This is a genomic window from Bradyrhizobium sp. Arg816, assembly GCF_029989365.1.
Lineage (GTDB): Bacteria > Pseudomonadota > Alphaproteobacteria > Rhizobiales > Xanthobacteraceae > Bradyrhizobium.
Map to the genome: position 1 here is coordinate 326532 of NZ_JAPRAQ010000006.1, position 24621 is coordinate 351152.

Annotated in this window: 23 protein-coding genes; 13 read left to right on the plus strand and 10 right to left on the minus strand. The window is 64.8% G+C overall.

The window, feature by feature from the left end; translation table 11 throughout:
• Window positions 1-172 precede the first annotated feature (172 nt).
• The 5 genes from thrS (at window position 173) to OWC48_RS17875 (ending at window position 5554) form a co-directional block, all read left to right on the plus strand.
• On the plus strand, window positions 173-2215 hold the full coding sequence (thrS, locus tag OWC48_RS17855; RefSeq protein ID WP_282521142.1) for a threonine--tRNA ligase: 2043 nt from the start codon (window positions 173-175) through the stop codon (window positions 2213-2215).
• A 108-nt stretch (window positions 2216-2323) separates the two neighbouring features.
• Complete coding sequence (locus OWC48_RS17860) at window positions 2324-3307, plus strand: hypothetical protein (protein ID WP_282521143.1); 984 nt, start codon at window positions 2324-2326, stop codon at window positions 3305-3307.
• 9 nt (window positions 3308-3316) lie between these two features.
• Complete coding sequence (locus OWC48_RS17865; protein ID WP_282521144.1) at window positions 3317-3541, plus strand: hypothetical protein; 225 nt, start codon at window positions 3317-3319, stop codon at window positions 3539-3541.
• Between the two features lie 126 nt (window positions 3542-3667).
• Entirely contained in the window at window positions 3668-4231 is a 564-nt protein-coding gene (locus tag OWC48_RS17870) for a nitroreductase (protein WP_282521145.1), read from the plus strand.
• A gap of 63 nt (window positions 4232-4294) precedes the next feature.
• A complete protein-coding gene (locus OWC48_RS17875; protein WP_282521146.1) occupies window positions 4295-5554 on the plus strand; it encodes a serine hydrolase in 1260 nt (419 codons plus the stop codon).
• Here OWC48_RS17875 and OWC48_RS17880 read toward each other — a convergent pair.
• Together OWC48_RS17880 and OWC48_RS17885 are read right to left on the minus strand one after the other, a co-directional pair.
• Window positions 5540-8002: a bifunctional diguanylate cyclase/phosphodiesterase gene (locus OWC48_RS17880; protein ID WP_282521147.1), complete on the minus strand. Its 2463-nt coding sequence runs from the start codon at window positions 8000-8002 to the stop codon at window positions 5540-5542. The genes OWC48_RS17875 and OWC48_RS17880 overlap by 15 nt on opposite strands.
• A gap of 850 nt (window positions 8003-8852) precedes the next feature.
• On the minus strand, window positions 8853-9710 hold the full coding sequence (locus tag OWC48_RS17885) for a LysR family transcriptional regulator (RefSeq protein ID WP_282521148.1): 858 nt from the start codon (window positions 9708-9710) through the stop codon (window positions 8853-8855).
• Between the two features lie 102 nt (window positions 9711-9812).
• On the opposite strand from OWC48_RS17885, the gene OWC48_RS17890 reads away from it, so the two are divergent.
• Complete coding sequence (locus OWC48_RS17890) at window positions 9813-10805, plus strand: zinc-dependent alcohol dehydrogenase family protein (RefSeq protein ID WP_282521149.1); 993 nt, start codon at window positions 9813-9815, stop codon at window positions 10803-10805.
• A gap of 119 nt (window positions 10806-10924) precedes the next feature.
• Here the strand turns inward: OWC48_RS17890 and OWC48_RS17895 are convergent, their stop codons facing one another.
• Both OWC48_RS17895 and OWC48_RS17900 read right to left on the minus strand, forming a co-directional pair.
• The gene (locus tag OWC48_RS17895; RefSeq protein WP_282521150.1) at window positions 10925-11155 is read right to left on the minus strand and encodes a hypothetical protein; all 231 of its coding nucleotides are present in this window, start codon (window positions 11153-11155) and stop codon (window positions 10925-10927) included.
• 263 nt (window positions 11156-11418) lie between these two features.
• Entirely contained in the window at window positions 11419-12402 is a 984-nt protein-coding gene (locus tag OWC48_RS17900) for an aldo/keto reductase (protein ID WP_282521151.1), read from the minus strand.
• Between the two features lie 103 nt (window positions 12403-12505).
• Between OWC48_RS17900 and OWC48_RS17905 the strand changes: the two genes are divergently transcribed.
• A complete protein-coding gene (locus tag OWC48_RS17905) occupies window positions 12506-13399 on the plus strand; it encodes a LysR family transcriptional regulator (RefSeq protein WP_282521152.1) in 894 nt (297 codons plus the stop codon).
• 130 nt (window positions 13400-13529) lie between these two features.
• Here OWC48_RS17905 and OWC48_RS17910 read toward each other — a convergent pair whose 3' ends face one another.
• Window positions 13530-14603, minus strand: a complete 1074-nt coding sequence (locus tag OWC48_RS17910; protein WP_282521153.1) for a hypothetical protein — start codon at window positions 14601-14603, stop codon at window positions 13530-13532.
• 244 nt (window positions 14604-14847) lie between these two features.
• On the opposite strand from OWC48_RS17910, the gene OWC48_RS17915 reads away from it, so the two are divergent.
• Window positions 14848-15891 carry a patatin-like phospholipase family protein gene (locus OWC48_RS17915; RefSeq protein ID WP_282521154.1) on the plus strand — a complete coding sequence of 348 codons (1044 nt, stop codon included), beginning with the start codon at window positions 14848-14850 and terminating at the stop codon, window positions 15889-15891.
• A 19-nt stretch (window positions 15892-15910) separates the two neighbouring features.
• Here the strand turns inward: OWC48_RS17915 and OWC48_RS17920 are convergent, their stop codons facing one another.
• The gene (locus tag OWC48_RS17920) at window positions 15911-16339 is read right to left on the minus strand and encodes a CBS domain-containing protein (protein WP_028150258.1); all 429 of its coding nucleotides are present in this window, start codon (window positions 16337-16339) and stop codon (window positions 15911-15913) included.
• Between the two features lie 189 nt (window positions 16340-16528).
• Window positions 16529-17335 carry a rhomboid family intramembrane serine protease gene (locus OWC48_RS17925; protein WP_071912648.1) on the minus strand — a complete coding sequence of 269 codons (807 nt, stop codon included), beginning with the start codon at window positions 17333-17335 and terminating at the stop codon, window positions 16529-16531.
• 467 nt (window positions 17336-17802) lie between these two features.
• Here OWC48_RS17925 and OWC48_RS17930 point away from each other — a divergent pair, with 467 nt between their 5' ends.
• The 3 genes from OWC48_RS17930 to OWC48_RS17940 all read left to right on the plus strand — a co-directional run bounded on the left by OWC48_RS17930 (window position 17803) and on the right by OWC48_RS17940 (window position 19787).
• Window positions 17803-18357, plus strand: coding sequence for a PAS domain-containing protein (locus OWC48_RS17930; protein WP_282521155.1), 555 nt, complete (start codon window positions 17803-17805; stop codon window positions 18355-18357).
• A 63-nt stretch (window positions 18358-18420) separates the two neighbouring features.
• Window positions 18421-18849: a cupin domain-containing protein gene (locus OWC48_RS17935; protein WP_282521156.1), complete on the plus strand. Its 429-nt coding sequence runs from the start codon at window positions 18421-18423 to the stop codon at window positions 18847-18849.
• 143 nt (window positions 18850-18992) lie between these two features.
• Window positions 18993-19787, plus strand: coding sequence for a Crp/Fnr family transcriptional regulator (locus OWC48_RS17940; protein WP_404979779.1), 795 nt, complete (start codon window positions 18993-18995; stop codon window positions 19785-19787).
• Window positions 19788-20066: 279 nt separating this feature from the next.
• Here the strand turns inward: OWC48_RS17940 and OWC48_RS17950 are convergent, their stop codons facing one another.
• Together OWC48_RS17950 and OWC48_RS17955 are read right to left on the minus strand one after the other, a co-directional pair.
• Window positions 20067-20558 carry a phasin gene (locus tag OWC48_RS17950; protein WP_282521158.1) on the minus strand — a complete coding sequence of 164 codons (492 nt, stop codon included), beginning with the start codon at window positions 20556-20558 and terminating at the stop codon, window positions 20067-20069.
• A 530-nt stretch (window positions 20559-21088) separates the two neighbouring features.
• Entirely contained in the window at window positions 21089-21475 is a 387-nt protein-coding gene (locus OWC48_RS17955; protein WP_282521159.1) for a hypothetical protein, read from the minus strand.
• A gap of 147 nt (window positions 21476-21622) precedes the next feature.
• Here OWC48_RS17955 and OWC48_RS17960 point away from each other — a divergent pair, with 147 nt between their 5' ends.
• Window positions 21623-22129: a GNAT family N-acetyltransferase gene (locus OWC48_RS17960; RefSeq protein WP_282521226.1), complete on the plus strand. Its 507-nt coding sequence runs from the start codon at window positions 21623-21625 to the stop codon at window positions 22127-22129.
• 129 nt (window positions 22130-22258) lie between these two features.
• Window positions 22259-22561, plus strand: coding sequence for a hypothetical protein (locus OWC48_RS17965; RefSeq protein ID WP_282521160.1), 303 nt, complete (start codon window positions 22259-22261; stop codon window positions 22559-22561).
• 77 nt (window positions 22562-22638) lie between these two features.
• Here OWC48_RS17965 and OWC48_RS17970 read toward each other — a convergent pair whose 3' ends face one another.
• Window positions 22639-24612 (minus strand): DEAD/DEAH box helicase, encoded by a 1974-nt coding sequence (locus OWC48_RS17970; RefSeq protein WP_282521161.1) that lies wholly within the window; start codon window positions 24610-24612, stop codon window positions 22639-22641.
• Window positions 24613-24621: the final 9 nt, after the last annotated feature.

Consider the following 24621-nt stretch of genomic DNA (forward strand, 5'->3'; position numbering starts at 1 on the left):
GAGCAGGCCTGCGACCAGTTAAAGGGCGCGGTGCGAAATAGTTGGAGCATCGCCCAAGCTTTTGCGCGCCACTTTCTTGGAAATGCCGGATTGCACAGGCCGAATCGCCTGATATATCGCTCGTTCCCGCTTACCTGCGCTCGTTCGCAGGAGTGAGCCTCAGGAGAAAAGCATGACCGACCAGCCCAAATCCGAATCCGGCTTTCAATATAGCCTCAGCAATCTGAGACCCGTGACCCCGCCGGAAAAGATCACCCTCACCTTCCCCGACGGCGCCCGGCGCGAATACGCCAAGAGCATCACCGGCCTCGAGATCGCAAAGGGCATTTCGCCGTCGCTGGCCAAGCGCACGGTCGCGATGGCGCTCGACGGTGTGGTCGCCGACCTCGACGATCCCATCGAAGCCGATGCCAAGATCGAGCTGATCAACCGCGACGATCCGCGCGCGCTCGAGCTGATCCGCCACGACTGCGCGCACGTGCTCGCCGAAGCCGTGCAGACGCTGTGGCCAGGCACGCAAGTCACCATCGGTCCCGTGATCGAGAACGGCTTCTACTACGATTTCTTCCGCAACGAGCCGTTCACGCCGGAAGACTTTGCCGCGATCGAGAAGAAGATGCGCGAGATCATCGCGCGCGACAAACCCTTCACCAAGGAAGTCTGGGACCGCGAAAAGACCAAGCAGGTGTTCCGCGACAAGGGCGAGGCGTTCAAGGTCGAGCTGGTCGACGCCATTCCCGGCAACGAGCCGATCAAGATCTACTACCAGGGCGACTGGTTCGATCTCTGCCGCGGCCCGCACATGACCTCGACCGGCAAGGTCGGCAACGCCTTCAAATTGATGAAGGTGGCCGGCGCCTATTGGCGCGGCGACAGCAACAACCCGATGCTGACCCGCATCTACGGCACGGCGTTCGCGAAGCAGGAGGACCTCGACGCTTATCTGAAGCAGATCGAGGAGGCCGAAAAGCGCGACCATCGCAAGCTCGGGCGCGAGCTCGACCTCTTCCACTTCCAGGAAGAAGGTCCGGGCGTCGTGTTCTGGCACGCCAAGGGCTGGACCATCTTCCAGCAGCTGATCGCCTATATGCGCCGGCGCCTCGCCGGCGACTACAGCGAGGTCAATGCGCCGCAGATCCTCGACAAGTCCTTGTGGGAGACCTCGGGCCATTGGGGCTGGTATCGCGAGAACATGTTCGCAGCGCAGTCGGCAGGCGACGAGGCCGAGGACAAGCGCTGGTTTGCGCTGAAACCGATGAACTGCCCCGGCCACGTGCAGATCTTCAAGCACGGCCTGAAGAGCTACCGCGACCTGCCGCTCCGCCTCGCCGAGTTCGGCGTGGTGCATCGCTATGAGCCCTCCGGCGCCATGCATGGCCTGATGCGCGTGCGCGGCTTCACCCAGGACGACGCGCACGTCTTCTGCATGGAAGACCAGCTCGCCGACGAGTGCCTCAAGATCAACGATCTCATTCTGTCGACCTACGCCGACTTCGGCTTCACCGGCGATCTCACGGTGAAGCTCTCGACCCGGCCCGAGAAGCGCGTCGGCACCGATGCGATGTGGGATCACGCCGAGCGCGTGATGGCGACGGTGCTGCGCGAGATCCAGTCGCAGAACAATCACATCAAGACCGAGATCAATCCGGGCGAAGGCGCCTTCTACGGGCCGAAGTTCGAATATGTGCTGCGCGACGCCATCGGCCGCGACTGGCAGTGCGGTACCACGCAGGTCGACTTCAACCTGCCGGAGCGGTTCGGCGCGTTCTATATCGACCATGACAGCGGCAAAAAGGCGCCGGTGATGGTGCACCGCGCGATCTGCGGCTCGATGGAGCGCTTCATCGGCATCCTGATCGAGCACTATGCCGGCAATTTCCCGCTCTGGCTGTCGCCGGTGCAGGTGGTGGTCACCACCATCACCTCGGAGGCCGACGAGTATGCCAAGCAGGTGCTGGAACAGGTCCGGCGCGCGGGGCTTCGGGCCGAGATCGACCTGCGCAACGAAAAGATCAACTACAAGGTCCGCGAGCACTCGCTGGCCAAGATTCCGGCGCTGCTCGTGTGCGGGAAGAAGGAGGCCGAGACGCAGTCGGTCTCGGTCCGCCGGCTCGGCAGCGACGGCCAGAAGGTGATGACGACCGCGGAGGCGATCGCCGCGCTGGTGGACGAGGCGACCCCGCCGGATGTCCGGCGGGCGCGGGCGACCGCTTAGCGGTCGCTCGCCGCGACGCTTTGGGACTCGATCTCGCAACCTGAAGGTGTAGTATCCCATCGCTGCCGTCACGGAGGGATGAGGATGAAAATCGAGTCCGCGCGTGCATTGAAGCTGGAGATTGCCAGCGAGGTCGTGCCCCCAGCGGTGTCTGCCATCAGCGCCGAGGGGGGCTTTTCGGTAACGACCTTTTCGTTGCGCAAGCTGACAAAGGCAGAGCCGCTGGTCGCTCTGGGCGTCGCACCGGGAAAGACCGAGGGGGACGTCAGGCTTGCGGTGAGATTGCAACGCCACTCGTTGCAGCGCTCGACCGCACTGCTCGACAACATCCGCAAGCGCGCCAAGGACGAGGTGGAGGTCCGCTTCGTCGGCCGGATCGCCAAGCACGCCCTGCCGTGGTATCGCCAGCGCCAGCGGCCGCTGCAAACCGGCAGCTCCGTCGGACATTTCAAGATTACAGCGGGGACGATCGGCGCGATCGCCAGGCAACGCAAGACTGGCCACGACGTCATCTTGAGCAACAACCACGTTTTGGCGAACGAGAACGACGCCAAAGCCGGCGATGCTATTCTGCAAGCCGGGGCCCTCGACAAAGGCAAGATGCCGAAGGACGTGGTGGCGAAGCTTACGAAATGGGTGAGCCTGCGACCCAACGGGGCCAATCTGCTCGACGCGGGCATCGCAACTTTGTCCCGGGGGATCGACGCCGATCCCCTTGACTATAGGGGCATCGGCAAGCTCGCGGGTGCGCGTACCGAGCCCCTGTCGCTCGGAATGGCGGTGTCCAAGGTCGGCCGGACCACCGGCGTGACCCACGGCCGGATCAGCGCCATCGAGCTCGACAGCGTCGTGATCCAGTACGACCTCGGAATGCAGTCGTTCGACGATCAGGTGGAGATCGAGTCGACCGGCGCCACGTCGTTCAGCGCGGGCGGCGATTCCGGTTCGCTGATTCTGGATCAGGACAATCGCGGCTGCGCCCTGCTGTTCGCCGGCAGCGAAACCGGCGGCTCGAACGGACGCGGTCTCACCTATGCCAACCCGATCGCAATCGTGCTCAAGAGGCTGGCAATCGACCTGCACGGCGATTAGATTGTGATCATGGACGAGACCAAGATGGCGGCGGCTCGCCGCGCCAAGGCACGCTTCAGCTCGTTGATGCCGAAGGGGCTCAACGTGGTAGGGGTGGGCATCGGCTTGAAGGGAACGGACCCGGCCCTGAAGGTCAATCTTGGAACCGCGCCGGAGGACGACAGTGTGCTGCCGAAGACGATCGAGGGGGTACCTGTCCTTTACGATTATGTCGGCAAGATCACCAAGCGCTAGTCGAACCTCCGCCGCGGGCCGGCAGGCCGTTTCCTTACAATCTGTCAAAACGGCCTTTCAGCTGCTTCGCCGCGCCCCTATTTCGGTGCTAGCGATCGCCAACTCCATCTGACGAAAGAGATCTTCGTGCCCGACGCCATCGAACTCCTGAAGACCCGTCGCTCGGTCAAGCCGCGCGAGATGACCGGGCCCGGCCCCTCCCCCGCCGAGCTCGAAACCATCCTCACCATCGGTGCGCGCGTGCCCGACCACGGCAAGCTCGCGCCCTGGCGCTTCATCATTTTCGAGGGTGACGCGCGCGAGCGGGCCGGCGAGGTCATCGCGAGGGTCTTTGCCCGCAAGAATCCGGACGCGCCGGCGGCGAACGTCGAGACCGAGCGCAAACGCCTCACCGACGCGCCGCTGGTGATCGGTATCGTCAGCTTCACCAAGCCGCATCCGAAGGTCCCGGCGTTCGAGCAGGAATTGTCGGCCGGCGCCAGCGTCATGAACATTGTCACGGCCGCGACCGCGCTCGGCTACGGCGCCTGCTGGCTGACCGGCTGGTTCGCCTTCGATCGCGACGTGCTGGACGGCCTCGGCCTCAAGCCGGACGAAAAGCTCGCCGGCCTCGTCCATATCGGCACGCCGACCAAGCCCAGCGAAGACCGTCCGCGACCGTTCCTTTCGGAAATCGTGACGCGTTTTTAATCGATGTCTTGTTGACGCCTCCAACGTCTTGCGGCTTTGATCCCGGCGAGGGAGGAAGCCCGGATGAAGCGTCGTGAATTTCTGGTCGGGGCCGCGCTGCTGGCCGGCACGATGGGGCGAGGCAGCGCCGCCGACATCCCTGCCCCGTCGGCTGACGGGCTCGACCGCATCACCGCCTATTTTGACAACGAGGTGACGCTTGGCCGCCTGCCGGGCGCGGTGGTCCTGGTGCAGCAGCACGGCAAGCCGGTCTACCTCAAGACCTTCGGCGTGCGCGACACGCGCACCGGCCTCGCCATGACGCCGGATACGATCTTCGCCATTCACTCGATGACCAAGCCGATCACTTGCCTGGGCGCAATGATGCTAATTGACGAGGGCAGGCTCGCGCTCACAGACCCCGTGTCGAAATACGTCCCGCTCTTCGCCGACACCAAGGTGGGCTTGGAGCCGGAGGGCACCTCGAAGGTCGAACTCGAGCCGCCGATCCGTCCTGTCAACATCGAGGATCTGCTGCGGCAAACCTCGGGCATCAGCTACGACTATATCGGCGCCCCATGGGTGATGCAGGTTTACCAGGCCGCCAATATTTTCGAAGGCCCCTTCAACAACAGGCAATTCGCCGACCGCGTCGCCAAGCTGCCGCTCACGCGCCAGCCCGGAACGCTGTGGCGCTACGGCCATTCCACCGACGTGCTCGGCGCCGTGATCGAGATCATCTCGGGCCAGACGCTGTATGAATTCCTCAAGCAGCGCATTCTCGATCCGCTCGGAATGAACAGCACCAAATTCGTATTGAAAACGCCGGAGGAGCGCGCCCGGATGGCGCGGCCGCTGCCGAGCGATCCGGTCCTGCTCGCCGGTGAGCGCGACCGCCTCGCCCATCCCGAATGGGAGTCCGGCGGCGGCGGGCTGCTCTCGACCATCGCCGACTATCAGCGCTTCTCGCAGATGGTGCTCAATGGCGGCGAGTTCGAGGGCAAGCGTTACCTCAGCCCCGCCGTGTTCAAGGCGATGACCACCGATCACGTCGGGCCCGGCTCGGGTGTGGGGCGCGACTATTTCTATTTCCCGGGCGACGGTTTTGGCTATGGCTACGGTATCGGTGTGCGCACCGATCCCGGCAATGCGAAGCCGCCGCCGGCCGGATCGATCGGCGAATTGAAATGGGACTCAGGGAGCGGCACCTATTTCGGCGTCGATCCAAAGCTCGACATGGTCTACCTCTTGATGCAGCAGACCCAGAACGAGCGCAGCCGCATCACGCCCGCTTTCAAGGAACTGGTCTACGGCTGCTATCCCGAAGGGCTACGCCGCCCGTGAGGCGCGCTGGCCGAAATCGGCGAGCAGCTTTGCGATCTCGGCGGCGGGCCGCGCCGCGCTGAACAGAAACCCCTGCACCTCGTTGCAGCCTTCGGCGCGCAGCCAGTCGAGCTGATCCTCGGTCTCGACGCCTTCAGCGGTCGTGGTGATGTTGAGGCTACGGCCGAGTCCGGAGATCGCGCGCACGATCGCGCCGCAATCGGGCCGCTGCGCCAGATCCTTCACAAACGAACGGTCGATCTTGATCTTGTCGAACGGGAAGCTACGGAGATAGCTGAGGCTGGAATAGCCGGTGCCGAAATCATCCATGGAGATGCTGACGCCGAGCTCGCGCAATTGATGCAGGATCGCAAGATTGGCATCGGTCTCCGCCAGGAAGATCGACTCGGTGATCTCGAGCTCGAGTCGTTTCGGCGACAGGCCCGATTGCGCAAGCGCGGAAATCACGACCTGGACCAGGTTGCGGCTGCGGAATTGCGCCGGCGACAAATTGACCGCGACCTTGACGTCGACAGGCCATTTCACCGCCTCGGCGCAGGCCTCGCGCAGCACCCACTCGCCGAGCTGGGTGATGAGGCCGATGTCCTCGGCGACCGGAATGAATTCCGCCGGCGAGATCATGCCCTTGTCGGGATGACGCCAGCGCAACAGCGACTCGAAGCCGGAGATGCGGTCGGACGCGATCGACACCAGCGGCTGGTAGTGCAGCTCGAACTCGCCATTGGCGAAGGCGCGGCGCAGATCGAGCTCCATGTCGCGGCGCTTCTGCGCCTGGAGGTCCATCTCGCGCTCGAAGAAATGATGCACGCCGCCGCCGTCGGATTTCGCCCGGTACAGCGCCATGTCGGCATTGCGCATCAGCTCCTCCGACGTCGTGCCGTCACCGGGCGACAGCGCGATGCCGATGCTGGCGCCGATCACCATCTCCTGGCCGTCGAGGTCGTAGGGCGCCTTCAGCATGTCGATCAGCAAAGTCGCGCAGGCGCTGGCTTCGTTCGGCGAGACGTCGGCCGCCAGGATCACGGCGAACTCGTCGCCGCCAAGCCGGGCCGCGAGATTGCCGCCGCGGACCGCGGTGGTGAGGCGTTCGGCAACTTGCTTCAGCAGGCGATCCCCCACCGGATGCCCGAAGGAATCATTGATGTTCTTGAACAGGTCGAGATCGATATAGAGCACGCCGACCCGTTTTCCGCCGGCCTGGTCGAGCGCCTGCTTCAAGCATTGTTGAAAATGTTCGCGGTTCGGCAGATCGGTGAGCCCGTCATGGTGCGCCATGTGGGCGATCCGCGCCTCGGCCTTGCGCCGCTCCGTGATGTCGACCACCGCGACCAGATAGCCGTCGCGATCGTCGAAGGCGACGCGGCGACCGAAAGTGAGCACCTCGATCTCGCTGCCGTCGGCACACAAATGGCGCCAGTTGCGCGAGGAATGATAGGTGTCGCCGATGCGTTCGAGCGCCTCGGCGTGGCTGTCCCACTCGTCCTCGGGCCAGATCTCGTGCAGCTTCATCCGCAGGAAGGTGGCGCGGCTGTAGCCGTAGTGCTGGACCGCGGCATCGTTGACGCTGAGAAATTCCTTGGTCTGTGCCTCGAACACCCACATCGGCATCGGGTTGTTGTCGAACAGCAGACGAAACGAGGCGTCGCGCCGCTTCAACGCGGTGACGTCCGAGATCGTCAACGAGACCAGATCGGCAAAGGCGGTGGCACTGAGCCGAAGGTAACGTCCGTCGTCTTCGATCTCCAGCTGCTCGCCGCGGCCGCCGGAGACGACCTTGAGCAGGAAGTCCATGATTTCGGGCGAGGCCAATAGCGTATTCCCCTCGCCGATCCGCCGCCACAACAGGCCCGCGCTCGCGGCTTTCAGCAGCGCTCCGGCGCTCTTGTTGTGGTGCACGATCTGGAGATCGAACGGCTTGCCCGCGGCATCGCGCAGCGTCGCCAGAGAAACCACGGCGTCATCGGTCGACGAGAAGATCGCGTCCAAAAGATTGTATTGCGCACCGCGCTCGTTGATATAGGCGCCAACCAGCGTAGCGCCCCAGCGCGAGGCGGTCGGCAGCGCCAGCACATCGTAGGTCCGGACCATGCCGTCGCGCACGCAATGGGCGCTTGCCTGGTGCGGCCGTCCGTTCTCGAGCGCGCTCGCCACAGCTTCCGACAGCGCCGTGGCGCAATCGGGCGAGAGCTCCGCAACGGGGATATCCCAGCGCTCCTCGCCGAGCCATTCCTGCACGTAACGGCCGCTTCGCGACAATTCGAGCGCGCCATCGTTCTTCAGCAGCGCGATGTGGTCGGCGAGCCGTCCGAGGCTCCCAAGCATCACGTCCTCATAGCGCGGCAGCCGTTCGCCCGGCTTCAACGCGGCACGCCATTTGCGTTGAAGCACCGGGATGTCGTCAAACATTTCGGCGGCCGGTTTTCCCGGCATCTTCTTCGCGGCAGTCATTGCAGTCCCCAACGCACTTTCCCTGGGGCATCCAATGCAGCCGCGCTTAATGCCGTGTAAAAAGGACGCAGCCGCGGGTTCCATTCGGCGATTATGACAGTTTTAAGTCAGGTGTTGGTTAGTGCGCGTTAGAGACTATGACGGTTGCCTAAAATGCGATGCGTGCGCGCGAGAGTGAAGTTATGGCGCACAGCCGCGCATTCTCGCGGCGCATTTCGCCCGAGCTTTGTCTGATCGCCTCACCCTCGAATGAAAGAGGGCGCAGGGAAGACCGGGAGCCGGCTGGCACCCGCGGTCCACTGTGCGAAACTGTGGTGAGAAATCTGCACAGCGGCATACAGGTGTAGCCAGGACATCCCGGCCTTCCCTGCGCAGTAGTTGGAACGGCTTATGTCGCGCTCTCCCCGGGGAGCGATGCACTATTGCCCCCGTCGCCTTGCAGATGGCTGATGCGCGCGCCCGGTTGGGCAACACGCACCACCACAAGACTTGGCGCACAGACCCCGGGCGCCAGGACGACACGATTTGGCCGTACGTGGATCACGCCGGTCGTGCGTGCGACGTGCTTCGCTCACGGCTGCCCGCCCTGCGATCACCTTCGCACCAGTGTGGCCCACGTCCACCGCCGCCCGGCCCGCATTCGTGACGATCGCGATACGCCCCTCTTCCTTGGGCCGGGTTGATGCGATGGATACGCCCTTTCCGAATTTCGGTAAAGTGGAATATTTTCAACCTTGCGGATTGACCGACCGCCTGGGTGTTTTGTCCGAAGCCCGGATGGAGCGAAGCGTAATCCGGGGTTCTCGCCCGCAGATGCAGCGGCCCCGGATTGCGCTTCGCTCCATCCGGGCTACGAAGGCACCGCCAACCTTTCAATTACCAGATCGAGCAGCGCGCGCAGGCGCGCCATGCGCCTGAGATCGCGGTGATAGCCGACATAGGTGTCGCGGCCGGGCGGCGTCGCACCGATGTCGAGCGCGACGAGCCGGCGGTCGCGGTCGCCGAGGGGACGCGGCAGCACCGCAAGTCCGCCGCCATTTGCGCAAAGCTCAGCCTGCGCCTGCCGGTTGTTGCTGCGCGAGGCAATCTCCGCATTCGGCAGCGTGCCCTTCAGCCAGACCGCGTCGGGCATGTCGGCGAATTCGGCATTCATGGTGACGACACGGGCGCCGCTTCCGTCGCCGGCATGCGGCAGCTTGCTGCCCTTCTTGCCATACAGCGCATAGGGAATGTGGAGCAGCTTTCTCGAGATCACCTCGGGCTCGCTGAACGGCTTGATGCGGAAGACGAGCTCGGCTTCGCGCCGCGGCAGGCTATAGAGGCGCGCATCGGTCAGGAGCTCGACAGTCACCTTGGGACGACGCTTGCCGAAGGCGGCGATCACCGGCGACAGCATCACCGCGCCGAACCAGTCCGACGACGACAGGCGTAGCAAGCCGTCGAGCTGCGTCTCCGCACCGGTGGCGTGGCGCTGAAGCGCGAGCGCCTCCTCCTCGATCCGCTCGGCGTGGCGCAGCACGGCGGCGCCCTCGTCGGTCAGCACGAAACCATCGGCGGTGCGCTGGAACAGCGTTTGTCCCAGCGCGGTTTCGAGCGCGCGAAGCCGCCGCCCCATCGTCGGCTGGGTCTGGCCGATCTTGCGCGCGGCAGCGCCGAGCGTGCCTTCGCGCGCAATCGCCAGGAAGATGCGCAGGTCACTCCAGTCCATCGGAGTCCCTCATACATAAATGCACGATCATTGTACGCTCTTATTCCTACCCATGCAAAATTTCATGAGCATATTGGAGGCCGACAACGGAGCAAGACGATCATGACGAGACAATCGACGATGCGGGCTGCGATCCTGGAGACCCACAACGCGCCGCTGCGCCTCTCAACCGTCTCCACGCCCGAGGTCGGCCCGCACGAGGTGTTGGTGCGGGTCCGCGCGAGCGGGGTCAATCCGCTCGACACCAAGATCCATGCCGGCGCGGCGGCGCATGCGCGCCATCCGCTGCCCGCCATTCTCGGAATCGATCTCGCCGGCGTGGTCGAGCAGATCGGGCGCAAGGTCGCGCGGTTCAAGCCTGGCGACGAAGTCTATGGCATGACCGGAGGCGTCGGCGGCGTGCCGGGATCGCTCGCTGAATTCGCCGCGGTCGACGCCGACCTGCTGGCGTTCAAGCCCGCTAATCTGAGCATGCGGGAAGCGGCTGCCCTGCCCCTGATCGTCATCACGGCCTGGGAAGGCCTGATCGACCGCGCGGCGTTGAAGGCCGGCCAGAAGGTTTTGATTCATGGCGGTGCGGGCGGCGTCGGCCATGTCGCAATCCAGATCGCGCGCGCCTTCGGAGCAGACGTGTTCGCGACCGGCTCCACGGCACAACGTGCCATCATCGGAGGCTTCGGCGCGACGTTCATCGAACGCGACACCGCGGTTGAGACTTACGTCGCGGCACACACCGGAGGCCGCGGTTTCGACATCGTCTACGACACCGTCGGCGGCAAGGTGCTCGATGCCTCCTTCGAATCCGTGCGCCGTTTTGGCCATGTGGTGAGCGCGCTAGGCTGGGGCGCGCATGCGCTTGCGCCGCTGTCGTTCCGCGCCGCCAGCTATTCCGGTGTGTTCACACTGCTGCCGCTGCTATCCGGCGAAGGCCGCGCGCATCACGGTGAGATCATGGCGGAGGCGACGCGCCTGGTTGAAGCCGGCAAGCTCGCGCCGCTGGTCGATGCAAGCCGCTTCACGCTGGAGAGTGTAGGCGATGCCTACGCTCTGATCCAGGATCACGCCGCCAAGGGCAAGCTGGTCGTCGACATCTGAGGTGGGGCTCGTAGCCCGGACGGAGCGCAGCGCAATCCGGGGTTCTCGGCCAAGACACGCGAAGGTCCCGGATTACGCTTCGCTCCATCCGGGCTACGGCGCTGCGGCGCTTCGCGCAACTAGTCCTCGCTGGCTGCCGCGGAGCGCTTGCGCAAGTAAGCCTGCGACAACAGGAAGAACAGTGCGCGCTCGCCATGATACTTGGCGGACGGCCGGGTGCGCTCGAAGCCATCGGCAAATATCTTGCCGGACTGGCACACCTGCCATCGCCAGCCAAACCGCTTACGCCTGGTGATGATCACTTCAAACATGCCGACGGGCTTGGTCCCCTGCTTCTGCCGGTCTCGCAAGACATGCGCCTGCTCCGGCCTCCCCCGTTAGACGGATGCCCGACATATAACGCAGCAGGACGGAAAGAGAATAAAATTGATTATCGGAAATCCGTATCTTCCACCGGCTATGACGAAGTCGCGACGCTCGCGGAATAAGCCTGTGCTGGCGGTGTTTATCGATTCCTTCAACGCTGCTTGGTAGCCTGACAAAGGTATTCAAGTCGGAACACAAGACGCGTATGCCCGGTAAGCGAACGCTCACCGGGCATTCACGCCGCAGCTCAGCGGCCGACTCGCGCCTGAAGATGCGCAGGATAGCGATCGCCCTGCACGGCTACCTTGGACAGCACCCCTGCAATTGCAGCGAGATCCGCGTCCGACAGCGTCACCGCGGCCGCGCCGAGATTTTCCTCGAGCCGGTGCAGCTTTGTTGTGCCGGGGATCGGCACGATCCACGGCTTCTGCGCGAGCAGCCAGGCCAACGCGATCTGCGCCGGCGTCACCTTCTTCACTGCGGCGATCTCGCCGAGCAGATCGACGAGGGTCTGATTGGATTTGCGTGCGCTGGATGAGAAGCGTGGCACGATGTTGCGGAAGTCGCTCGCATCGAACGTCGTGCTCTCGGTGATCGCGCCGGTCAGAAAGCCCTTGCCGAGCGGGCTGAACGGAACGAAGCCGATGCCGAGCTCTTCCAGCGTCGGCAGTATCTCCTGCTCCGGCTCGCGCCACCACAGCGAATATTCGCTTTGCAATGCGGTCACGGGCTGCACCGCATGGGCGCGGCGAATGGTCTGCGCGCCCGCCTCCGACATGCCGAAATGCAGCACCTTGCCGGCCTGGATCAGGTCCTTGACCGCGCCCGCGGTCTCCTCGACCGGCACGTCGGGATCGACGCGGTGCTGGTAGAACAGATCGATGCGATCGGTCTTCAGCCGCTTCAGCGCAGCCTCCGCCACCGCCTTGACGTTGGCGGGCCGGCTGTCGAGGCCGGCCTCGACCTTGCCGCCCTTGAAGCCGAACTTGGTGGCGATCACGACCTTGTCGCGGAATGGCTGAAGCGCCTCGCCGAGCAGCTCCTCGTTGGCGAACGGGCCGTAGGCCTCGGCGGTGTCGAAGAAGGTCACACCGCGCGCGACGGCGGTCCTGATCAGCGCGATCGCCTGCGACGTCTCGGTCGCCGGGCCATAGCCGTAGCTCAGGCCCATGCAGCCGAGGCCGAGGGCCGAGACCTCGAGGCCGCTCTTGCCCAGTTTTCGCATCTGCATCGTCAGCTCTCCCTAGAGTTCATGTTCAGCGGCGAATTTAGGCCACACGCCGGTCTGCGATTAGATGATAAAATCGGTATGTACTGATGAGATGGATTCATGAATGACCCGCACCAACGTCAATGACCTCCTGGCCTTCCTTGCGGTTGCGCGCGAGCGCAGCTTTACCCGCGCGGCAGCCCAGCTCGGTGTGTCGCAGTCGGCGCTCAGCCACACTGTGCGCGGCCTGGAGGAACGGCTCGGCCTGCGGCTGCTCACCCGCACCACCCGCAGCGTCGCACCAACGGAAGCGGGCGAACGTCTGCTCCGCAATGTCGGGCCGCGCTTTGTGGAGATCGACGCAGAGCTGTCGGCGCTGACTGCGCTCCGCGAGACGCCGGCGGGCACCGTCCGCATCACCACCGGCGAGCACGCCGCACAGACGGTGCTGTGGCCGGCGCTCGCAAAGCTGCTGCCGCGCTACCCCGATCTCAAGGTCGAGCTCGTCGTCGACTACGGCCTGACCGACATCGTCGCCGAGCGCTACGACGCCGGCGTACGCCTCGGCGAGCAGGTCGCCAGGGACATGATCGCGGTGCGGATCGGACCGGAGATGCGCATGGCCGTGGTCGGCGCGCCCGCCTATTTCGCCGCGCGGGGCAAGCCGAAGCTGCCGCAGGATCTCACCGAGCACAATTGCATCAACCTCCGCCTGCCGACCTATGGCGGGATCTATGCCTGGGAGTTCGAGAAGCGCGGCCGCGCGATGAAGGTGCGGGTCGACGGCCAGCTGGTGTTCAACACCGGCCTGCTCAGGATGAATGCCGTGCTGGCGGGGCTTGGTCTCGCCTATATCCCCGACGATCTCGTCAAGCGCGAGATCGCCGACGGCCGGCTGATCCGCGTGCTCGCCGACTGGTGCGCACCGTTTGCGGGCTATCACCTGTATTATCCGAGCCGTCGGCAGCCGACGCCGGCGTTCGCCGTGCTGGTGGAGGCGCTGCGGTATCGGAAGTGAGGGGCGCGGCCCTCCTCCTCGTCATCGCGAGCGCAGCGAAGCAATCCAGAATCTTTCCGCGGAGGGACTCTGGATTGCTTCGCTGCGCTCGCAATGACGATGGGGGAGACCCGACGCTATATCGGCCAGATCAGCGCGCGACGACTTCCACTTCGCCGTCGACGCCGTTGACGACGTTGAAGCCGCGCTCGTAGACCTTGCCCTCGTTCTTGGCGATGGCGCGGTATTCGCCTTCGGAGAGCACGACGCGCGGGAAGGCGCCGATCGATTCCTTGATGACGTCGCCGCCGGGCGTCAGCACCGACCAGGCGGTGTTGGCGAGCGCCTCGCCGCCCCTGTCGCTGACGAGCTTGAGCGTGATCACGGCGGCGCGGTGGGTGATGGTGACGTCGGTGAGCTTGCCGGCCTGGACGCGGATGTCCGAGCGCACCACCGAATTGGCGTCGCCGTAGTTGGAGATGATGTAGTAGGTGCCCTCCGGGATCAGCACGACGTCGCCGGCGGCGACGTTCGGCACCAGCGAGGCGCGCTCGCCAGACTCGAACTGGCTACCCTTGTAGATCGCGAACGAGATCTGGTTCTGCGGAATGCGGCTGGTGCCGACGCGCCCCTCGATGCGCAGGCCGCCGGCCGGCAGCACGAAGGATTCGCGGTCGGTCTCGGCCTTCAGGCTGACGGTGCGCACCGCACTGACGAGACCAAAGGCGACGTGCACGACGTAATTGCCCGGCGGCAACACGATGTTCGGCGTGGCGTTCCGATCCTCGCGGATCAGCTTGAAGGTGCCGTTCTCGTCAGGACGGTCGGCAAACACGCGCCAGACCAGGCCGCTGGTGATCGCGGGCGTGTCCTTGCCGTATTTCGCGGTCAGCGACAGAACGCCCTGGCCGGGCACGGCCGCGTTGAGCGGCGGGGCCGCCGGCACGGTGCTGACCGCGGGCGGCGGCATGCTGGGCGTGTTCGGCTGGAGCAGGGTCGGCGGCAAGCTCGGCGGCGCAGCGCCCGGGCCGGAGGGGGGCGCGAGGCTGACAGCGCCGCCGGGGTCGGGCACCGAGGCGGGCGGCACCGGGGGCGGACGATCGGAGAAAAGCTGCGCCTGGGCAGCATTTTGACCAAGGGTATAGAGGCAGGCAGCAAGGATCAGCGTCGGCAGCAGCAATGTGCTGCGCCGCCATCCGATGATGCCGTCACCCCCGAGAGTCATGCCACCTGCTTTTCACCGAAAACGCGGCAAATTCAAGCCTCCGAATCCCCAGGGAATACGGCCGGATACAGTTCTTTGGAACCCGGTTGACGCCTGCGTGATTAAACGGGAGGCAGCCGGTCCTCGCCACACTCCTGCCCCCTGCTTCCCGAACGGTATAAACCATGCTTTGCCCTCGTTCTGGCGGAGCGGAAGTACGGCGCCTACTCTGGTGTGAGGGCTGGCCCGGGGTAGGAGGGTTTCGGTGCTTGATATCTTGAAGGGTCGGGGCGTGAACGGCTCCAATGGAGAGAAGGTCGGTCTTGGCAGCGTGCGACGGCCGGTCATTGGCCTGGCGCTCGGCGGCGGCGCGGCGCGCGGCTTTGCCCATATCGGCATCCTCAGAACCCTGGCCGCCAATGGCATCGTGCCTGACGTCGTGGTCGGCACCTCGATCGGCGCCGTGGTTGGCGGCCTCTATGCGGCCGGCCGGCTCGATACGCTGCAGGAGTGGGGACGCAGCCTACAGGGGATGCGCAACATCCTCGGCTATCTCGACATCCGACTGAGCGGCTCCGGCCTGATCGGCGGTGAGAAGCTGGCAACCCGGCTCGAGGATGCGGTTGGCCAGACCCTGATCGAGGATCTTCCGATCAAGTTCGCCGCCGTCGCAACCGAGGTCCGTACCGGCCACGAGATCTGGCTGACGCGCGGCCGCGTGGTCGACGCCATGCGCGCCTCCTACGCCCTGCCCGGCATCTTCTCGCCCGTCCTGATCGGTGACCGCTGGCTGGTCGACGGCGCACTGGTGAATCCGGTGCCGGTCTCGGCCGCCCGCGCGCTTGGCGCCGAAATCGTCATCGCCGCAAATCTTTCCAGCGACATCTTCACCCATTCCACGACGATCTATTCGCACGGCGCGGTGCCCGAGACGGTCCCGCCGGCGGCCGAGGCGACCACGGCGAAGCGACGCTTCCCGCGATTGTTCTCGCCCGAGAAAACCATGAAGCGCGAGTTCTTCGGCAGCGCCGGACGGCCCGGCATCTCCTCGGTGATGGTCGACGCCTTCAACATCATGCAGGACCGCATTACCCGCGCGCGCCTCGCCGGCGATCCGCCCGATCTCCTGATCACGCCGCGGGTCGGTCATTTCGGCTGGTTCGACTTCCACCGCGGCGAGGATCTGATCGCGCACGGCACCCGTGCCGCCGAGCGCGCGCTGGAGTCGATCCAGGAGGCGATCGAGGTGCTCGCACCAGCGCCCGCGGGCCACGCGCCCAAAGCGGGCGAGTCCAAGGCAGACGAGTGAGCCCGACGAGTGAGGCCGCTCAGGCCGTCTTGATATAGTCGCGCAGGGCTTCCTGCTCGGCCTCGTATTCCTGGACGCGGCGCTTGACGATGTCGCCGATCGAGATCAGGCCCACCACCTTGCCGCCGTCGACGACGGGCAGATGGCGGAACTTGCCGGTGGTCATCGTCTCCATGAGCTCGGCCACCGTGTCGGTCTCCTTGCAGGTCACGACCTTGCGGGTCATGACCTGGGAGACCGGCTCCTCCAGCGCGCCGGCGCCGCGCTCGCCGATCACGCGCACGATGTCGCGCTCGGACAGGATGCCTTCGAGCCGGCTCTGGTTCATCACCAGCACCGCGCCGATCTTCTTCTCACCGAGCAGCTTGACCGCGGCAGCCAGCTTGGCGTCGGGCTCGACGCTCATGATCTGGTGGCCCTTGGTGTTGAGAATGGAACGTACCGTCATTGTCGGCCTCCCTGAATCGGATCCGTCCGCATTTCGCGGCCGGACTTGTTCGTCGAGTCTTCAACTAACAGTTTAGGCGCCGGTTGCACGCTGAGGCGCTTTGCGAAGCATCGCCGCTAGCGGCTTGTCGCTTCGGAACATTCTTCTCGGGAATGATGGATGAATTCGGGCGGCGCCGCAAGCGCCGCTTCAAATGCGGTTTGAAATGTCCTGTGATGACGCATCCGCAGCATCGTTTCGCACGCGCGGCACGGGATCGAACAGCGCGAACAGCAGAAGGCCCGCGAAGAAGCCGCCGATATGCGCCTGCCAGGCGACGCTCGTGGTTTCGGAATCGACCCCGATCGCGCCGACGCCGAAGATGATGTTGACGCCGAACCAGACGGCGAGGAAGCCGACCACCCGCCCGTCGCGCAGTGCGCGCGACAGCGGCAGTGCCGGAACCCTTGCGGCGGTATCGGCGTCTGATCGGCTGAACGACAGGAAGCTGCCGCGGACAAAGGCAAAGCGGATCGCCGCCGCCATCGCGCCGGACACCGAGGCCGAGGCGCCGATCATCGGCGCCACCGCGTGCTCATGGGTGACGAGATGGGCGAGCGCGCCGGCCGCTGCCGTCACAGCGAGAAACAGGAAGAACCTGATCGCGCCAAAGCGCCGCGCCAGCGCGCTGCCGAACGGCAGCAGCCACAGCACGTTGAAGCCGAGATGGGTCAGATTGGCGTGCAGCAGCGAATAGGTGACGAAGGTCCAGACCTTGGCGCCGGCGCCGCCGGGGATCTGCAGATTGAGCAGCGAGGAATCGTAGCGCTTCGGGATGAAGCCGAAGACGTCGATGGTCCAGTTCTCGAGCTCCGGCGGCAGCAGCACCCGCAGATGAATCACCGCCAAAAGGAGGATATAGGCGGTCAGCGCGACCGGCAGCGTCAGGATCGGCTCGCGCGGAGCTTCCTCGACAACGGCCGGTAGCTCCGGCGGAGAATCTTGCGGGGAATCCAAGGCAGTTTCGCTTTCAGGCGCGATCGGAGCGACAGGCTTAACGACAGGCCTTGGAGATAGTCGCCTTTGCCGGCCTTGCGCAAGTGCACAAAAGGAAAAGGCAGGGCCCTGGGAAAGCCCTGCCTGTCCGTGTCGGTCTTCCGGTACCCAGAGGAATAAGGTGTATCCCCACCCCTCCCCGCGGCCCGTGACCAAACTGTTTGACGCCCGTGTACAGGCCCCGCCGAAAACCTGGATGAAAGCGGCGAGGCTTGCGACCGCGGTCACCATAGCAGGCGGGCGCCGGACGGAAAGCGCATAGTTAATTTAACGTTAACGACGCAAAGACCGCCTCCGGGGGCCCGAAAACGCCTCCACGGCATGGACGCTGCAAATCCCCTCCTGCACAACAATGAAAGGGATCGCGGGTGCACTGAAGCGGGACAGGTTTGTCCCGCGAGCTAGCGCCCCGGGGTAAGCGTTCAGTCATGAAACATCCGTCGAGCCGCGCGTTCTTCGCGTATTGGGACAAGAAGCGCGGCACTGCGCGGGCCCCTGATCGGGCCGATATCGACCCGGCCGCGGTCCGCGGCCTGCTCGGCGATATCTTCGTGCTGTCCTGCGAGCAAAACCTCGGCTTCCCGTTCCGCGTCGCCGGCACGCGCGTCTGCGCGCTCGCGGGGCTCGACCTCAAGGACCAGAGCTTTGCGGCGCTGTTCACCGAGACCAGCCGCAGCGAGATCGAGGAGATCACCACGATCGTCGCCGACGAGACGTTAGGTGCGATTGCCGGCGTCACCGCTGCGCGCGAGGACGGCAGCAAGGCGCATCTCGAGCTGCTGCTGCTGCCCTTCAACGCCCGCCCGCATACACCGGTGAGTGTCACAGGCGTGCTCGCACCGTTCAACGACGAATGCGGCGCGTTGTCCGCATTCGCCCTCACCTCCTGGCGCTATCTGCATCAGCCGGAGAAGCTGCTGCCGCGCGCGATCCGCAAATTGCAGATCGCACGCGGGCTGATGGTGTATGAGGGGCTGAGGTAATTTTCGCTTCGATGTGGGCGAACGACGCGACTTCGATGCAGCCTCTCACCGGATGACACAGCCATGTCCGACATGATCGATTTCGGTACGCTTCAGCTCCGCTTCCTGCACAGCAAGGATGACACCGGCGGCAGCGTCGACATCTTCGAGATGACGTTGCAGCCGAATGCGCGGATGCCGATCCCGCATTATCACGACCGCTGGGACGAAACCATCTACGGGCTGTCCGGCGTATCGACCTGGACGATCGACGGCAAGCAGAACGATCTCGGCCCTGGAGAATCGGTCTTCATCAAGCGCGGCATCGTACACGGCTTCACCAACCGTTCGACGGGCCCGGCGACGTGCCTGTGCATCCTGAGCCCCGGGGTGCTGGGCCCGCAATATTTCACGGAGATGAGCGCACTCCTGTCGGCCGGCGCACCACCCGATCCCGCGAAGATGAAAGAGACGATGCTGCGCTACGGACTGGTGCCGGCGCCGGCGGCGTGAGCCGGGCTCGCGATCCATCATTGGAACCTTACCTGCGCCAGTACGTTTTTCAGTGTGTCGGGCAAGTGTCTGCACGGCAACGCGGCTCGGCCGGAGACGATGCGTTTGCTCACCGCCGAGCCTCCGTCGAGGGACGGTTACCCGTGATGGAGCACGCGACCAGAGTTGGTAATCGCCTGTTAGCTGCTTTACCGCCGGCCGACTTCGCCTTGCTTGCACCGCATCTTCGGAAAGTACCGCTCCAGCACGACGCAGTCCTGATTCGATCGGGCGACCGGATCGAACACCTTTGCTTCCCGTGCAGCGGCGCGATCGCTCTCATCATGGAGTTGCCGAACGGACAGTCGGCCGCGACCGCCGTGATCGGCAACGACGGCGTCGTCGGCCTCATGACGGCGCTCGGCCCCGTACGATCTCCCCTGACAGCGGTTGTCCGCGTGGCCGGGACTGCACTGCAGATCTCGCCCGCGCGATTTCACGCGACACTCGCACGCAGTCCGGCCCTCGCAAGCGCGGTTCAAATCGCCGCCAGGGCGATGATGACGCAATTCCTGCACGTCGCGGCCTGCAATGCGCTGCACTCCGTCGAAGCGCGCCTCGCCCGCTGGCTGCTGCACATTCACGATCGGACGGATGGCGGCGGTGACGTCCTGCCCTTGACGCAAGAGACGTTGTCGGAATTGCTCGGCGTCCGGCGTACCACGGTCACGCACGTCGTCAGCGCACTTCGCGCGTCAAGGGCGATCAAATCCAATCGACGCGGCCAACTCGAGATCGACAGGCACCGGCTCGAGGTCGTCGCATGCGAATGCTACAAGGTGATGAGCCGCAGGATCGATCGGATCGTCTCGCAGGATGCCGTCAGGCTGCTTCACGCCGCGCCCGTGCGGAACGGCTGCCCGCCCCCGGCCTTCCCGTTCGCCAAGACCGATTCATAGACCCAGGCCTCTCTGGCGAACCATTCGTGCGTCGCCGCGCACATCCCGCAATATGTGCGCGAAAAGAACACTGTACTGCATCGAAATCTCTCGCGATCCATCTCGATGCCCGTCGAAATGGCGCGGCCCGTTTCCGGGCATTTGATCATCACCATACCCATCCTGATTTCCTCCAGCTCGGCATCACCTCACGGCAAGGCACCCGCCGCCATCGGCCGGACGGCGTCTCTTCTGACGAAGACGCTCGTCCAGCCGATCCACGCGGCCGGTCGCCTCGATTCAAGCAGCCCTATGCAGAACCCGGTTGAAGCTCTTCTTGATCGGCTCGGCCGTCTCGGTTGCGACCTTCTGGGCGAGGTCCCAAAGCTCCCGGTTTTGGCGAGAAGCCGCTTCAAAGGTCCTGCGGCTGTGGGTGGTGGAGAGGCTCACGACATCCGCAAACGACCTCGCATCCGCAAGCTGGGACAGGAATTCCAGCGCGGAGCTGGTATTGAGGTTGGATATTTCGATGACCTTGGTGCCGTAATCGGCGGCACGCGTGGCATTGGTCGAACAGGCTTCGCGGAGAGCTTCGGTGATCTCCTCGGAAGCCGCCTTCATCCGCTCTAGATTTGCCTTGGCCCGCACGGCGCCTTGCTCGGCGAGATCGCCGAAGATCGCCTGGAAGTTGAAGAGTGGCTTGTCGAAACTGGGCATTGCACCACCATTAGCCGTCCCATTCGGCGCAGTGGCGTTCGTCTCGGCTTTCAGATTGGCATCATTCATGGTCATTCATCCCCTCACGCGAAACCAGATAATGGATTGAAGACTCCCAGAAGCTCCCGGGTGCGGACCGCACCGGGAAACCAGTGCCCCTACTCTCAAATGGAGGGATGCTGCTGCCGATATGCCGCTTTCGCCCCCTGCCGGAACCAACTATGACCAACCAAAATCGGGTCTTCGGTTCGCTTTCGGACTCTCGACTTGAATAAATTCGATTCAAGCGACGACGCGCCGCGGGCGGCGTTTTTGCTTCCTCGAAGTTGTCGCGATTCCGTCCGCCAACTTGAGATCAGTCCGGCAAGCGGTTCGGAGACGCCGGCGCCAGTGGCCTTTCTCGGGGTGCGTGGCGAGGATTCGGCCGTTTCCAGATGGCGCCCTGTCATTGCTTGATTGCGAGTTGATCGGGCCGCTCCGCAGCGCACCGCATTGAACGATACGTCGCATCGCCAATACGGCGCTGCGCTGCGTCCGAGGCAAAAGACCGGTGGCATCTCGTCAATGTCAGACGCCACCTCGCATTCCCGCGGCGGATTGTCAGCTCACGGCATCGCCAGATGCCAGGCGCCGTTCAGAAAGCCGTCGCCGGTGATGTCGCCGGGCTTCTGGTCCTTGGCGAAGGTGTAGAGCGGCTTGCCTTTGTAAGCCCACTGCCTGGAACCGTCGTCGCGGGTGATGACGGTGTAGCCGTCGCCCGCGGCATCGCTCGCCTCCGCCTTCAGCACCGGCCAGTTTGTCGCACACGGTCCGTTGCAGGCCGACTTGCCGTCCGCATCCTTGTCGAAGGTGTAGAGCGTCATGCCCTTGGCGTCGGTGAGCACGTTGCCCTTGTCGGACTTGCCGGTCTTGGTCGGCGGCGCGGCGAAGGCCGCGGGGATGATGGCGAGCGATACGGCGAGCGTGAGCGCGAGGCGGATCGAGGACGTCATGGTATCTCCTGTCATGCAATTGGCTTGCATGGGGTAGGACGCCGCGCAACGCTTCGTATTCCTGGGATCGCGGCAAAGATATTTTTCGCTGCGCGCATCGTCGCGACGGAATAAACTGGAATGGGTGAGACCGACCAACGGACCGACATGAGCAAGCCGCACTGGCGTCCCGCGCGCGCCTCCGACCTGGTCGCGATCAGCGCGATCGCAGCGCGGATCCATCCCGATCTTCCCGAGAGTCCCGAGGTGTTCGCGGAGAAGATGCGGCTCTATCCCGATGGCTGCCGTCTGCTCATCGCCGGCGAAGAGATTGCCGGCTACGGACTCGCGCATCCATGGAAGCAGCACCGCATTCCGCCGCTCAACGGCTTCCTGCAACAATTGCCCGATGATGCGGATTGTCTCTACGTGCATGACGTTGCCGTTCTGCCCGATTTCCGCGGTGGCATCGCGCGCGATTATATTGCCGCGATCGAGAAGCTGGCGCGCGCATCACACATCACAACGCTCGCACTGGTCTCGGTCTACGCCACACGGCCGTTGTGGGAGCGTCTCGGCTTTCGGCCCGTCGCGGCGGATGCGGAAGCGCGCGCAAAGCTCGCCTCCTACGGCGAAGGCGCGACCTACATGCTCCGCGACCTCGCTGCGACATAACGTCCCCTGCCCGACCGCCCCGGCTCACGCGGGCGTGAAGCCGCCCCCTCGAACCGGCTTCGATCAGCGCCCGTCGAAGGTGTGCGCGGGCCGTTTCCGGTCTCGCCGAAACGAGACTGGAAAATTTCCATGAAACTCACATTGTCGAAAGTTGCTTTGATTGCATTCGCTGCGGCGGCCGCGTTCAGCGCGACCAGTGCCAACGCGGCGCAGGTCCGGACCTATGGCTGCGATTCCGCCTTCTTCGAGGGCTGCGGTATCCTGGCCGAGACGCCGACCCCGGGCGGCAGAAGCCGCGTCAACCTCACTCACGACACCTCGCCCATCTACATGAAGCAGACCGACCCCCGCTACAGCTCGGCGATGCGTGATGCCGGTGGTGGTGGTGGTGGTGGTGGCGGCGGCGGAGGTGGTGGCGGCGGTGGCCGCTGAGTTCGCAGCTGGCGTTTCAGATGATGTCGCCGGCGCAATCCGGCGGCAACATTGCCGTCTGCACGGTCAGGCGCAGTTCAGCCCCGATGCTTTTTCTTCGCCTTCTTTTTTCCAGGCGCGCCCTTCAACGGCCACGGCGTGACCGCCGGCTCGGCATGGCCGGGCTTGTTCTTGTGCTTCTTTTTCTTTCCGAACGAAGGGGCATCGTCGAATTTCGGCCTGCGCTCGCCGTGGGCCTTGTCGCGGGGCTTGAATCCAGCCGCATCGCGCGGGCGCTCGTCGCGACGTTCGCGATGATCGCTGTCGCCGCTCTCGCGCCGCGGCGGCTTTGACCGCTCTTCCGAAGGCGCCTGCCGCGGCGGCGCAGCCGTCATCGGTTCGAGGCGGATATTGTCTTCCTTGTCCGGACGCTTGATCTTGGCAGCGAAGGACTCCGCGACCCGCTCGGAAATTTCGAACTCGGTCGTCGTGTCCATGATCTTGATGGCGCCGATGTCGCCCTTGTCGATGCCGCCGCGGCGGCAAATCATCGGCAAGAGCCAGCGTGCTTCCGCATTCTTTCTTCGTCCGATGTTGGCCCGGAACCAGACGCTGCCGTCCGCCATGCCGTGTTTCGACGACGATTTCCCTGATTTGGGTCGAGGCCTTTCGGGGCGATCATCGCCGCGCGAAGTGCGGGCATCGTCGCGCGGTGCGCGGACATTGTCGCGCTCGCGATCGTCGCGCGGCCGGCCAGCTCGCTCGCCGGGATCGATGATGTCTTCGGGCGACGGCAGCCGCGCGCGATAGAGCCGCGCGAGTGCGGCTGCGATATCTTCGGCCGACCGCTCGGCCAGCAGCGCCTGCGCCAGCACCAGATCGTCCGCGGTCGTCTCCTCGGTGAACAACACGTCCTTCATGCGCTCGTGATCGAGCTTGCGGATTTCCTCTGCTTGCGGCGCGGTGCCCCAGACCGCCTCGATCCCCGAGAGATTGAGCAGCAGTTCCGCGCGCCGCCGCCGCGCGGGCGGCACCAAGAGGACGCTTGTCCCCTTGCGACCCGCACGACCGGTGCGGCCCGAGCGATGCTGCATGACCTCGGCATCGTTGGGCAGGTCGGCATGGACGACGAGGTCGAGGCTCGGCAGGTCGATGCCGCGGGCGGCAACGTCGGTTGCCACGCAGACGCGGGCGCGTCCGTCCCGGAGCGACTGGAGTGCCGTGGTACGCTCGTTCTGCGTCAATTCGCCTGATAGCGCGACCACGGAGAAGCTGCGCTCCAGCAGCGCCGCCTGCAAATGCCTGACGTGATCGCGCGTGCTGCAGAACACGAGAGCGCTCGGCGCCTCGTAGAAGCGCAGCACGTTGACGACGGCATGTTCGACATCACCGGGGGCGACCCGGATGGCGCGGTACTCGATGTCGGCATGACCGCCCTCGTCGCCGGCGACCTCGATCCGAAACGCCTGCTGCTGATATTGCTTGGCCAGCGCCACGATGCCGCGCGGAAACGTCGCCGAGAACAGCAAAGTGCGGCGTGTCTCCGGCGTGGTCTTGAGGATGAATTCCATGTCCTCGCGAAAGCCGAGATTGAGCATCTCGTCGGCCTCGTCGAGGACGACCACCTTCAATCCCGAGATGTCGAGACGGCCGCGCCGCAAATGATCGCACAGCCGGCCGGGCGTGCCGACGACGATGTGAGCGCCCGCCGCAAGCTCGCGCTGCTCGCGCCGCGGATCCATGCCGCCGACGCAGGAGACGACCCGCGCGCCCGCATGTTCATACAGCCACGCAAGTTCGCGCTGAACCTGCAAGGCGAGCTCGCGGGTCGGCGCCACGATCAGGGCGAGCGGCGCCCCGGCCTGCTCGAACCGCTCGGTATCGCCAAACAGATCCCTGGCCATGGCGAGGCCATAAGCGAGGGTCTTGCCGGAGCCGGTCTGGGCCGAAACCAGGAGGTCGCGGTCGGCGGCTTCGTCCGCGAGCACGGCGAGCTGGACGGGGGTGGGTGAATCATAGTTCCGCTCGGCCAAAGCGTGGGCGAGCGGCGGGGTCAGGGCCGGAAAAGACACGGGATGGAG